Here is a 12,050-nt window from a genome sequence, read left to right on the forward strand (position 1 = left end):
GAAGTGAAAAGATGAAAAAGGTATTTTATTTTGGCTGTGTCTTTTATTTTTTTATTGGGACCATTCATGTGTTTTTTGGCAGCTTAACGCCTTATTTGCTGTCGAGTTACGATAAAGGCCCCGGGGAATTATCATCTTTAATTTTTTTTCAGTTTATTGGTTTTTTGACAGGCGTTCTGTTATCCCCCATTCTAGTGAGAAAAAAAGGCTATGGCGCTGTGCTGACCATGGGTCTTTTGCTGATGATCGGCTCACTTCTGCTGGGGCTATTGGTGCCGGGCTGGACAACGCTTGTGCTGGCAGGTTTTTTTCTTGGGAGCGGCGCAGGCAGTCTTGAGACAACAGCTGGTGCATATGTCATTTCGATGGCAAATAGTGCAAAGCGAATCAGTATCATGGAGGTCTTTTTTGGATTAGGTGCGCTGTTATTCCCGCTAGTGATTCTGCTGACTGTCACAGAACAGACATGGCAGTATGTGTTTTTATTTCAGGTGGGTGCGCTGACATTTTTCCTTATGCTTTGGCTTGTTTTTATGAACAAACTGCCTCACGGACAGATGGATGCTCCTTCCACAGAAGGGACGAGGAAACCGTCCTTGCTTGTTGATCGAAATAATCGAATGATTGTGGTGATCATGATTTGCTTTGCCTTTTTCTACGCAGGGATTGAAACGAACTTTGCGAATTTTTTGCCGTCGATCATGCTGGAAAAAGGGGGAGAAAATTGGGGCCTCTTTGCGGTCTCTACTTTCTGGACAGCGATCGTCATCGGCAGAACCGTGATTGCGAGAAAAGCCGATCAGCTGCATCCGCTGCGTTTTTTAAAGCTAAGCGCATCTCTGATGATTCTGCTGCTTGTGGTATTTGCTCTGACAACCCACATCGCTGCGCAGTTGATCCTCATCTTTTTCATCGGCCTTTGTGCAGCTGGCATGTTCCCAATCGCACTGACAGCATCTGCCTTAATGATTGAAAATGCCATCGATGAGGCGACGAGTTATTTTATTGCAGCCGCAAGCTTAGGCGGAGCCTGCTTGTCCTTTTTGATTGGATTTAGTCTAGAATGGGCAGGAGCGGCAAGTGCCGTCTTTGTATTTGCCTTCTTAGCTGTTCTTCTGTTTGCAGCTGCGATTCAAATGAATCGTTCTAAGAAAAAAGAAACGGTACATGCGCAGCAGTCGGCACTGAAAGCAGATCGCTAAGCGGCTCCCCGTGGTCCACCTGAAATGATGACAAAGGACTTGTACTAAAACGCAGAAAGTTTGAATAACATGTACAAGTCAGCATCAAAAGGAGGACGTCTATGTGGCAGTGTTTTTTGGTTATATCTTTTTAGGGTTGTCACTTTCAGCGCCTGTTGGGCCAGTCAATGCAGCCCAAATTGACAGAGGGATTAAAAGTGGATTTTGGCATGCGTGGATATTTGGTGTGGGGGCTATGGCTGCGGATATTGTCTATATGCTTCTCATCTATTTTGGTGTCGCCCAGCTTTTGACTGCACCTCTTGTAAAGACCTTTTTGTGGCTGTTCGGCTTTTTCGTTCTGACCTATACCGGCATTGAAAGTCTGCGTAAAATCAATTTGCAGGAAAGTCCGAAAAAGGATAGCGGAAACACTTCATTTGGCCAGTCGTTCATGAGCGGATTTATCATTTCTTTATCTAATCCGCTCAGTATTTTGTTTTGGCTTGGCATCTACGGCAGCATTTTAGCCAATACGATCGAAAAGTATGGAGCTTCCCAAATGCTCATGTACAGTATGGCTATTTTTATCGGCATGCTGATCTGGGATTTCAGCATGGCGCTGCTTGCTAGTTCGTTTAGGCGTTATTTAAGTGAACGTGTTTTACATGGCTTATCTGTTCTGGCAGGTCTATCTTTACTTGGTTTCGGCGCCTATTTTGGGTATCAAGGGATCATGGCGTTGATTGGGTAGAGAAACAGACTGACACATTCAGTCTGTTTTTTTGTAAGGATTGACAGACATAACACATTCTTGAATAATGGTGGAATATAAAATGGTTTGAAGGAGCTTTTGCTATGCGTATGTTTCTGCCAGTATTCAACTATGTGTGTATGCTGATTTTATCAGTCATCACTGCAACATTCGTTTATACGTTTTTATTCATGCCGCCTGAAGTGGGCTTTAGTTATGTGGAGATGACCAGTCTGTTCATTTTGCTCGCTTATGTCATTTTTGCTGCACCGATTCAGTTTGTTTTACACCGGCATCCTAAGAGGTTTCGAAGCCGTGACTTACTGATTTATTTTATTGCGGCATGGGTGGTGTGTTCGGCTTTGGCTTTATGGATTGATTATGGGCTTGTTGTGTTCATCAGCTATAAAGTCTATCTGTTTAGCTTCTGCGCAGCCCTTATTTATTGGGTGCTGGATTCCATCTTTTTGATGAAGAACCGATCATAGGAATGACGAAAGGTGTTCTATTAACTTACACTAGTTTGTTCATACATAATAGAATAAAAGAAACAAATACCTGCTCAATTTGAACGGAAACTCCCATCCTGACATGCACAAGGAAAGTCGTGGAAGGACAGTCACCACAGCCATTTCCACCTCATAGGCTATGAAGAAGACGCTAAAACGAGGTGGAAGGAAATGGCCCAGCTGTATGCAAAAAGTTGCCTTGATCAAAATCTACGATCACTAGAAGAATGGAAGCAGGATGCTTTCACACGATTTGGCAAGATGGTAGGAGATGAAGCCGATACATTCCCATGTGTACCCGGAAGACAGGGATTTTTTCTCGATCATTTACGCTATGGGTTTGTCGGTGACCCTAGGAAAGAGGAAGCGGTTGATGAATTAGCCCAGCTGCTGAGAGAATATCAAGGCTGTGCGAAAGAAACCGGTCAATATGCTTCATTTATCTGTTTTTTTGAAACACCGCAGGACTTACAGGAAAGTTCGCTTGAAGAGTTTGAGCAGCAGTTTTGGTCGCTGCTTCAGCGGCTGCATCATAAAGATGAAGAACCGTGGCCTGAGGAGATCCCATTAGATACTCATCATCATGAGTGGGAGTATTGCTTCCATGGTGAGGCGTATTTTATTTTGTGTTCCACACCTGCTCATAAGCTCAGAAAAAGCCGCCACTTCCCTTATCTCTTGATGGCATTTCAGCCTAGGTGGGTGTTTGAGAAAATGAATGGATCGACCAAGTTTGGACAAAAAATGAGCCAGCTCGTTCGCAAGCGGCTCAAAGCATATGATGAGGTCAGTGTTCATCCATCATTAAAATGGTACGGGGATCCGACCAATCATGAATGGAAGCAATACTTTCTCCCAGATGAAGAGGCGGAGAAACCAGCCTCCGCCAAATGTCCATTTACTGCATTAAAAAACATGATGAAATTATGATGCGGTCTGATCCTGCTTCCACTTTTTCCTCATAAATAGCACCATGATGGCAATCACTGCAATGATCCCAAGGCTGATAAAAAAGCCAGGTCGTCCGCTTGCCTCCGTTAATGTGCCTGATACAGCGGCTCCAATTAAGAGCAGCGCAAGAATCATTTCGCACGTTTGGCGGGTGGATGGCTTGGATAGCTTTTTACTTGAGAACAGAATAAAAATCCATGTGTACAGCAGGGTAAGACCGGCTGCTGTTGTGAGATGCTCGTAGATGTGTTTGGACAAAAAGAGTGCAAGCAAAATTGAGACAATTAAGCCAGCAGCAGTTAAGATAATCGAAGACCATCTCACATGCGATGGATCTTTTTGTTTAAAACAAGCAGGTGCATCCTGATGCTCTGACATTGTGCCGAGCAGCGTTGTGACCGCATAGAGAGAGGCAACCAATGTCGAAAAACCAGCAATAATGAAAATGCCATTAAAGATATGAAGAAAGATCGATAAATGAAACGGCTCTAATGAAGTAATAAATGGACTGCTGTTCTCATTAAAGGCTGTCACTGGGACAAGCAAGAGAGCAAGTCCGATTGAGACGATATAGATGACTGCTAGAATGATCAGCATGACACGTCCAGCTTTTGCCGCATCCTTCGGGTCCTTTAAATGAACCGCCATCAGCCCCATGACTTCAATTCCCCCAAATGCATAAAATGCGTAAATCAATCCATTCCAAAGACCAAGTGGACCAAGAGGCATCCATTCGTGATCCTTGTTAGGCAGATGAAGGGTCGGTTTATGTTCTGTCAAAATGCCGAATAATACAAGCACCGCAAGAATCATAAATAGAAAAATCGCCGCTGTTTTCAGTACCGCAAGAACATTTTCTGTCTTTTGAAAAGAAGAAAGCCCAATGATAATCACGAGCAGGGCAAGAGCGGAATAAATCGCAGAAAACACCCAAAGCGGAACAGAAGGAAACCAGTGGCGGGTAAACAGAGAAATGGCGGTTAACTGACTTCCTGTAATCAGCATTTCTGCAAACCAATACACCCAGCCATTGCTAAACCCTGCCCAGCGTCCGTATGCTTTACGAGCATAGGAACAAAATGACCCTTTATCAGGATTATCAGCTGTCATCGCAGCTAAATGTTTAAAGACGAGATATGTTCCGACTGCAGCAAGCAAAAAAGAGATGCAGACGGAATAACCGGATTTTGTAATGGCGATGCTGGAACCAAGGAAGAACCCAGTGCCAATTGTACAGCCGACTCCGATGAGAGAAAGCTGCCACCAAGATAAAGATTGTTCTTCTTTCAATGCAAGTGCAACACCTTTCTATTTCAATGACATTAGCTTGTGACCGCCTCTTTTTTTTATACATGATCAAGGGGACATTTTGGGCATACTGTCATGGAAAGGAGTGCATGTGATGAACGGAGAACACGTCATTTTACCAAAGGGTAGACTCGGCTTTCGTTTAGGAAAAGGCCAATGTATGCGAGTGGTTGATGTCGAAGGCCAGCAAGTAGCAGATGTGATGGCCTATCATGAAAAAGATTTTTATGAAAAATTTGACCAAGGTGCGACGATGGACAGTTTGTTCTCGTCTAAAGTGAAAAAAGGCGATAAGCTTTATTCTAATTTATATAAACCAATGTTTACGATCATTGAAGATACAGTAGAATGCCATGATTTATACATGCCCGCCTGCCGGCAAGAGATGTATCAGCTTTTATACGGCCGGACGCACTTAGAGGTCATGCATACATGCTACGACAATTTGCGGACTGCCTTTGAGCCCTTTGGGATTCCAAAGGAGGATATGTACTATCCTTTTAATGCCTTTATGAATACAGTCATTGATGAAAAAGGAAAGCTGTCTGTCGAGCTGCCAAAATCGCTGCCCGGTGACTACATTCGCCTGCGGGCTGAAATGGACCTCATTGTGGCCGTGTCTGCATGTCCTGCTGATATTGGGAAGTGTAATGGATCAAGCTGTACATCCATACGGGTAGAAATCGATTAAAAAAGAAAAGGACCAGTCAAAAAAGACATGGTCTTTTTCACTTGTGAATGTTTGATTATCTAAGAAATAGGGGAACGTCTAACAAAATGTTCTTGATGAAAACATGGTATAATGAAGATTCAAAAAACGTTATTAAATCAATGAATTGGGAGTAAAACCTGTTCTCTTCATGTAGAGGATGCTTAGGAGGAAAAGTGTATGAGTTTGCAGAAAAAGATCAGCCAAGAGTTGCATGTGCAGCCCTCAATTGACCCAAAGCAGGAGATCGAAAAACGGGTTGGATTTCTAAAAGAGTACTTGAAAAAAACCGGGGCAAAAGGATTTGTTCTCGGTATTAGCGGCGGGCAGGATTCAACGCTTGCCGGACGTCTTGCACAGCTTGCTGTCAGTGAGCTTCGTCAAGAAGGAAAAGAGGATGCGGTCTTTATTGCGGTACGCCTTCCGCATGGTGTGCAGCAGGATGAAGATGATGCACAGCTCGCCCTATCATTTATTCAGCCAGACAAGTCGTGGAAATATGATATTGCACCTGCCGTGTCAGCATTCAGTGATCAATATCAAAAGGAAACGGGCGGCCCATTGTCTGACTTTAATAAAGGGAATGTCAAAGCACGCATGAGAATGATCGCGCAATATGCTGTCGGTGGTGAGGAAGGATTGCTTGTCATCGGTACAGATCATGCAGCTGAAGCAGTAACCGGCTTCTTCACGAAGTATGGTGATGGCGGTGCAGATGTTCTCCCGCTCACAGGTTTGACAAAACGCCAAGGACGGGCGCTACTCGAAGCGCTAGAAGCACCGGAGCGCCTGTATTTAAAGAAACCAACAGCCGATCTGCTGGATGATAAACCTCAGCAAACGGATGAAACAGAACTCGGCATTACGTACAATGAAATTGATGATTACTTAGAAGGAAAATCAGTCTCAGATCAAGCAGCAGAAGCGATTGAAAAGCGTTATGTTCAATCAGAGCATAAACGCCAAGTACCCGCTTCCATGTTTGATGACTGGTGGAAATAAAAAGAAACCTCTCCGATGATGGAGAGGTTTTTTTATGTCGAATTTCAAGTGGATTTGACAAAATAACCAAAAATTCATTAAATTAGTAGAACGATATACTTAAGTCCATTTAACTAAATATCGATTTTTTTGATCAAAAAAAACAGACATAATTAGTTCGATTCACTTAATTTCACTTCTATTGACAGTATTTTCAGAAAAAATAATTGACGAACAAAAAGAATGCGCTTACAATGAAACCACATTCCGAAAAGTGAAATCAGATTCCACTGAATGGAATAAAGGGGTGATTCACCTCCAAATAAGAAGCTAAAGGAATGATTCACACAATGAAAAATCGAAGTGCACTGGAAATTTACAAAGAGGGAGGCGCATGGTGGGAGACTGAGATTAGTCATATTCAAAAAAATTCAATTGAACTACGAGGGTATCCGATTGAAGAACTGATTGGTGAATTGTCGTATCCACAAATGCTCTATTTACTGCTTGTTGGTGAATTATTGGATGATTCAAAAGCAGCTCTTTTTGAAAGTGTTCTTGTCGCAGGTGCGGACCATGGACCAAGAGCGCCATCTATTGCAGCAGCTAGAATGGCGGTGACTTGCGGCATTTCGTTTAATTCCTCTGTTGCAACAGGGGTGAATCTATTAGGTGACATTCATGGCGGAGCCGGAGAGAAGGCCATGCGTATGTTATACGAGGCCAAAGCGGTCTACGATGAACAAAAGGATGTACAGTCTGCGGCAAAGCTAGTGTGTCAAACATGGTTAAATCGCAAGGGAAAAATCCCAGGAATCGGCCATCAGCTTCATGATGATGATCCGAGGGTGAGACGTCTATATGACCTGAGTCACACATATGTCCAGCAAGGTCTTATCAGCGGCACATATTTACGGTTGGCCGAAGCGATTAGACATGAGCTTGAACAACTGAAAGGGAAGAAAATCACGATGAATATAGATGGTGTATCTGCTGCCATCCAATGTGAATTAAACATTCCAGCAGAAGCAGCAAAAGGCATTTTTTCCTTATCCAGAGGAATGGGCATCGTGGCGCATGCATATGAGGAGCTCACAAAGGGAGCCCTCGTGAAAGGACCTTGTCCGAATGAAGAAAGATTGGTTCGTTATGCAGGACATGGAACGCGGCACTTGAAGGAGGGAGAAAAAATTTGAGTGGTTTAAAAGCGTTGTCATATATAAACGGCGAGTGGCAGGATACCGGTCGTGTCAAAACAGATATCATCAATCCTTACTCAGGAGAAAGGATCGGAACATCTTATCTCGCCTCATCAGAAGACATAGAAGAGGCACTTTCTATTGCGCAGCAGGCTAAAAAACAAATAGCGGAAATATCGGCAATCGAACGCTCAAAGCTTCTAACAAAAGCAGCCACCTTGCTTGAAGAACAAAAAGACCATTTTGCAAAACTGATTTCGCTGGAATTAGGCAAACCGCTTAAAAATACAAGAGATGAAGTATCGCGATCAATTGAGACGCTGGCGCAGTCTGCGGAAGAAGCGAATCGATTAATAGGTGAGACCATTCCTGGCAATGTATCATCACGCGGACAGGGAGCAATGGCCATGACATTTAAAGTACCAGTCGGAGTTGTGCTGGCGATTACCCCTTTTAATGCACCGCTCAACTTAATTTGTCACAAAGTCGGTCCGGCCTTTGCGGGAGGGAATGTCATCATTTTGAAGCCCGCACCGCAAACATCAGCTGTTGCCACAGCATTTGTCAAACTCCTTCTCGAAGCAGGATTTCCTGAGGCTGGTTTGCAGCTTGTGATTGGCGGGGTCGAGGCCGGGAAACAGTTAGTCACTGATGAAAGAACGAATCTCATCTCTTTTACCGGCGGGGCTGCCGGAGGCGAACACATTACAACCTCTGCGGGATTGAAAAAGGTACTGCTCGAACTCGGAGGGAATGGCGCGACGATTGTTCATCACGATGCAGATATTGAACAAGCCGCATCCATGTGTGCCAAAACAGGCTTTAGTAATTCCGGTCAAAGCTGTATTTCTGTTCAAAGAATTTATGTCCATCAGCAAATGATGCCGTCGTTTACTGAGGTATTAAAACAAAAAGTAGAGCAGCTTGTCGTTGGAGATCCGCTGTCCAGTGAGAGTGATATCGGCTGTATGGTTGATGTCCAGGCGGCAAAGCGTGTTGAGGCATGGATACAAGAGGCAGAGAGCATGGGTGCCCACCTTTTATGCGGGGGGAAAAGAAATGGAGCGAGCATCACACCGGCTATTTTGCTAAACACTCCGAAACAGGCCAAGGTCGTCTGTGAGGAAGTGTTCGGGCCAGTTGTCAGCATTCTCCCTTATGAGGAGCTGGAGCAGGCCATTAAAGAAGCAAATGATAGTCGATATGGTTTGCAGGCAGGGATCTTTACGAATCAGCTGGATGTGGCGTTACACGCAGCAAAAGAGCTTGAAACTGGCGGGGTTGTCATCAATGGGACATCGAATTTTAGACTGGATCATTGGCCTTATGGCGGGATTAAGCGAAGTGGCCTTGGAAGAGAAGGTCCGCGTTTCGCCATTGAGGAGATGACCGAAACCAAAATGGTCGTGCTTCCACAGGGTTTGTGAAAGGGGCGTATGGATGTGAATGCATTTCAGCAAAAGGTAAAAAGTGTGCAGGCAGGCGGTCAGCCAATGATTTGTACGCCGCTCATCGGACAAACAAAGGAAGAATTATTTCATGAGGTCGAGGTGTTAACTGAGAAAAATCCTGATGTGATAGAGTGGCGGGCGGATTTTTTTCATCACCTTCATGACAAGGAACAAGTGATAGAAACTCTTAAGGGAATGGTAGAAAAGGCAAAGGGTATCCCATTTTTATTCACGATTCGCTCTGAAAAGGAGGGCGGCGAAAGTATATCACTCTCAGAATCTGAGAAGGTTTCTCTGCTTGCCGAGCTTTGTTCCACTCAGCTTGTGGACGCCGTTGATTATGAATTGATGCATGATGTGACACACATACAGCAAGTCAGTCAGGCGGCTAAAAGAAATGGGATCACCTTGATTGTGTCGTATCACGATTTCCAGCGTACCCCTGAGGTAGATCGTCTCGTGCAGCTATTCGTCAATGCAGAATCAGTCGGCGCCGACATCGCAAAGATCGCAGTGATGCCGCATTCCTATGACGATGCATTAACACTGCTCTCGGCGACCAGCCATGCGAAAAAGCAGCTGTCAATTCCCGTTATTTCAATGGCAATGGGAGAATACGGGGCTTTTACAAGAATGATTGGCGGACTTTTTGGATCTGTCATGACCTTTGCTGTAGGGAAAGAAAGCTCAGCTCCCGGGCAAGTGGCGATACAGGATTTGAACAATGTTCTATCTATTGTGTTTTCAAAGAATAAGTGAGTAGCAGATTCATAGCTGCACCGTGAGAGGAGAGAAACATGAAGAAGAATATTTCTACACAGGTTATTCAGTACTTAGAAAATCGGGGAGTCGAGCATATTTTCGGTCTCTGCGGTCATACGAATATTGCTTTTTTATCAGCGCTTGAAAAAAGCTCGATTCAATTTGTCAATGTCAGGCATGAACAGATAGCGGCACATGCAGCTGATGGTTATGCGCGGGCAAAGAAACAGACGGCTGTTGTTCTCAGTCATCTAGGACCCGGACTCACCAATGCGGCAACAGGGGTAGCGAATGCAGCACTTGATTCCATTCCAATGGTTGTCATTGCAGGAGATGTCCCAAGTCATTATTACGGAAAGCACCCACATCAAGAGATCAATCTTCATTCCGATGCCTCTCAATACGAAATTTACCGGCCGTTTGTGAAAAGAGCATGGCGAGTCGATATTCCAGAATTATTTCCAGAGATTTTATCAAAAGCATTTCAGTTAGCTGAAAGCGGCCGTCCTGGCCCGGTGCTTATTTCTGTTCCAATGGATGTGTTCTCAAAGGACCTAGATGTGTCCTTGTTTGAACAAATCAACCATCATACACACACCATTGAAAAACCTTCTATTGATGATCAAACGGCCAATCGGATATTGGATCGATTGCTGCAGGCAGAAAGACCGCTCTTATATGTAGGGGGAGGCATTATTTTAGCTGATGCAGCTGAAGAATTAAAGGCATTTTCTGATCATCTGAGTATCCCTGTCGCCCATTCTTTGATGGGGAAAGGAGCCATGCCGGATGATCATCCAATGACTCTTGGAATGACAGGGTTTTGGGGGACAAAATTTATCAATGATCAGTGCAAAGAAGCAGATTATATATTGGCTTTAGGCACCCGTTTTGCTGAAGCTGATGCGAGCTCGTGGGAATCAGATTATACATTCCGTTTCCCATCAACCAAGCTCATTCATATTGACATTGACCCGAATGAAATTGGACGTAACTATCCTGTTGAAATTGGAGCAGTAGCCGATCTTAAGCAAGCCTTGACTGTACTCAATCGAGTGGCGAGAGAGAGACTGCCAAAAGGGCTGGATCGTCCTGAATTGAAAAAGGAAATTGCGTTATATCGTAAGGATTTTCAGGCTAGCAATCTGACGAATGTTCAAGATGAATCCTTCCCAATGAAGCCGCAGCGTATTTTGCAGGAAGTACGGGAAGTATTGCCGCCAGATGCCTTTATTACAACGGATGTTGGCTGGAACAAAAATGGGGTCGGACAGCAATTTCCTGTGCTCACGCCAGGTACTATTTTAACGCCAGGCGGCTTTGCAACGATGGGATTTGGAGCCCCTGCCGCACTTGGGGCAAAGATTGCCCAGCCTGACCGTGTTGTTGTGTCACTCGTTGGAGACGGCGGCTTCGGTCAAAATCCATCCGTTCTTGCAACAGCAGTTGAAGAGAACATTCCTGTTGTGTGGATTGTGATGAATAATAGTGCATTTGGAACAATAGCCGGTTTGCAAATGGCGCACTATGAAACGACGTACGGCACTGTTTTCAGAAAAGGTGGAGAAAGCTATTCACCGGATTTTGCTGCCATTGCGAGAGGTTATGGAATGAAGGGGATTAAAATCACCTCTGCTTCTGAATTCAAAGAAGCTTTAGCTGAAGCCATTGCTTCTCAGGAGCCTTGCGTTATTGATGTAGCGATGAAAAATGATCCTGTTCCTACGGATGGACATTGGAATATTAATGACATTTATTCACCAAATTCAAAGCGCTCACATGTCAGCGTGAATTAATCAGAACGAGGGAGGAATTAACAATGAAAATTAAAGTATTGAATCCGTTTCAAGATGGGAACCCATTATGGTTAGGCTTAGATCGTCCAGAGGAGCAAATGATTCGAAAGGTATTTCAAACCATTACACCTGATACTGTTGGATCAGAGCATATGATGGCGGGTCTCACCATTTTTGAACCGGGGGAAGCAAGTTCAGTGCACAATCACCCGGGTTCAGAGGAATTTGATTATGTGATTAAAGGATCTGGCGAAGTCATTTGTGATGGAGAAAGGCAGTCCTTTAAACAAAATGATTTCATGTTCATTCCAGACGGTGTTCCGCACCAGCATGTCAATACAGGAGATGAACCTTTATGGCTCATTTGGCTCTACACACCGCAAGGGCAGCTTCCAAAGGATTAAAAACCTGCACCGGTAAGCCCTCCTTTTGGATCATCAGGGCTTTCC

12 protein-coding genes are annotated in these 12,050 nt (G+C 44.3%); 11 read left to right on the forward strand and 1 reads right to left on the reverse strand.

Annotation, left to right across the window (positions count from 1 at the left end; genetic code table 11):
- Positions 1–11: 11 nt before the first annotated feature.
- The 4 genes from NST65_RS01720 (at position 12) to NST65_RS01735 (ending at position 3,374) form a co-directional block, all read left to right on the forward strand.
- On the forward strand, positions 12–1,202 hold the full coding sequence (locus tag NST65_RS01720; protein ID WP_111927564.1) for an MFS transporter: 1,191 nt from the start codon (positions 12–14) through the stop codon (positions 1,200–1,202).
- 103 nt (positions 1,203–1,305) lie between these two features.
- Positions 1,306–1,935: a LysE family translocator gene (locus NST65_RS01725; protein ID WP_111927563.1), complete on the forward strand. Its 630-nt coding sequence runs from the start codon at positions 1,306–1,308 to the stop codon at positions 1,933–1,935.
- Positions 1,936–2,039: 104 nt separating this feature from the next.
- A complete protein-coding gene (locus NST65_RS01730; protein WP_111927562.1) occupies positions 2,040–2,423 on the forward strand; it encodes a UPF0715 family protein in 384 nt (127 codons plus the stop codon).
- 192 nt (positions 2,424–2,615) lie between these two features.
- Entirely contained in the window at positions 2,616–3,374 is a 759-nt protein-coding gene (locus NST65_RS01735) for a YqcI/YcgG family protein (RefSeq protein WP_034283243.1), read from the forward strand.
- Here the strand turns inward: NST65_RS01735 and NST65_RS01740 are convergent.
- Complete coding sequence (locus NST65_RS01740) at positions 3,369–4,685, reverse strand: amino acid permease (RefSeq protein WP_034283246.1); 1,317 nt, start codon at positions 4,683–4,685, stop codon at positions 3,369–3,371. The two genes, NST65_RS01735 and NST65_RS01740, sit on opposite strands and share 6 nt — an antisense overlap.
- A gap of 112 nt (positions 4,686–4,797) precedes the next feature.
- On the opposite strand from NST65_RS01740, the gene NST65_RS01745 reads away from it, so the two are divergent.
- The 7 genes from NST65_RS01745 (at position 4,798) to NST65_RS01775 (ending at position 12,005) form a co-directional block, all read left to right on the forward strand.
- A complete protein-coding gene (locus NST65_RS01745) occupies positions 4,798–5,394 on the forward strand; it encodes an urea carboxylase-associated family protein (protein ID WP_034283248.1) in 597 nt (198 codons plus the stop codon).
- Between the two features lie 198 nt (positions 5,395–5,592).
- Positions 5,593–6,414 carry an ammonia-dependent NAD(+) synthetase gene (gene nadE, locus NST65_RS01750; protein WP_087978378.1) on the forward strand — a complete coding sequence of 274 codons (822 nt, stop codon included), beginning with the start codon at positions 5,593–5,595 and terminating at the stop codon, positions 6,412–6,414.
- A 317-nt stretch (positions 6,415–6,731) separates the two neighbouring features.
- Complete coding sequence (locus NST65_RS01755; RefSeq protein ID WP_111927561.1) at positions 6,732–7,589, forward strand: citryl-CoA lyase; 858 nt, start codon at positions 6,732–6,734, stop codon at positions 7,587–7,589.
- A complete protein-coding gene (locus NST65_RS01760) occupies positions 7,586–9,019 on the forward strand; it encodes an aldehyde dehydrogenase family protein (RefSeq protein ID WP_111927560.1) in 1,434 nt (477 codons plus the stop codon). Before NST65_RS01755 ends, NST65_RS01760 begins: the two co-directional genes overlap by 4 nt.
- Positions 9,020–9,028: 9 nt before the next feature.
- Positions 9,029–9,802, forward strand: coding sequence for a type I 3-dehydroquinate dehydratase (aroD, locus tag NST65_RS01765; RefSeq protein ID WP_111927559.1), 774 nt, complete (start codon positions 9,029–9,031; stop codon positions 9,800–9,802).
- A gap of 38 nt (positions 9,803–9,840) precedes the next feature.
- Positions 9,841–11,601 carry a thiamine pyrophosphate-binding protein gene (locus tag NST65_RS01770; RefSeq protein ID WP_111927558.1) on the forward strand — a complete coding sequence of 587 codons (1,761 nt, stop codon included), beginning with the start codon at positions 9,841–9,843 and terminating at the stop codon, positions 11,599–11,601.
- Between the two features lie 23 nt (positions 11,602–11,624).
- Positions 11,625–12,005 carry a cupin domain-containing protein gene (locus NST65_RS01775; RefSeq protein WP_041116575.1) on the forward strand — a complete coding sequence of 127 codons (381 nt, stop codon included), beginning with the start codon at positions 11,625–11,627 and terminating at the stop codon, positions 12,003–12,005.
- The last annotated feature ends 45 nt before the right edge of the window (positions 12,006–12,050 follow it).

It is taken from the genome of Bacillus sp. FSL P4-0248 (genome assembly GCF_038593305.1).
GTDB classification, from domain to species: Bacteria; Bacillota; Bacilli; order Bacillales; family Bacillaceae; genus Bacillus; species Bacillus safensis.

Excerpts from the sequence above, each read along its gene's own strand:
- NST65_RS01720 (WP_111927564.1), top strand. The coding sequence starts at position 12 with ATGAAAAAGGTATTTTATTTTGGCTGTGTCTTTTATTTTTTTATTGGG.
- NST65_RS01730 (WP_111927562.1), top strand. The coding sequence starts at position 2,040 with ATGCGTATGTTTCTGCCAGTATTCAACTATGTGTGTATGCTGATTTTA.
- NST65_RS01735 (WP_034283243.1), top strand. The coding sequence starts at position 2,616 with ATGGCCCAGCTGTATGCAAAAAGTTGCCTTGATCAAAATCTACGATCA.
- NST65_RS01745 (WP_034283248.1), top strand. The coding sequence starts at position 4,798 with ATGAACGGAGAACACGTCATTTTACCAAAGGGTAGACTCGGCTTTCGT.
- nadE (WP_087978378.1), top strand. The coding sequence starts at position 5,593 with ATGAGTTTGCAGAAAAAGATCAGCCAAGAGTTGCATGTGCAGCCCTCA.
- NST65_RS01755 (WP_111927561.1), top strand. The coding sequence starts at position 6,732 with ATGATTCACACAATGAAAAATCGAAGTGCACTGGAAATTTACAAAGAG.
- aroD (WP_111927559.1), top strand. The coding sequence starts at position 9,029 with ATGGATGTGAATGCATTTCAGCAAAAGGTAAAAAGTGTGCAGGCAGGC.
- NST65_RS01770 (WP_111927558.1), top strand. The coding sequence starts at position 9,841 with ATGAAGAAGAATATTTCTACACAGGTTATTCAGTACTTAGAAAATCGG.
- NST65_RS01775 (WP_041116575.1), top strand. The coding sequence starts at position 11,625 with ATGAAAATTAAAGTATTGAATCCGTTTCAAGATGGGAACCCATTATGG.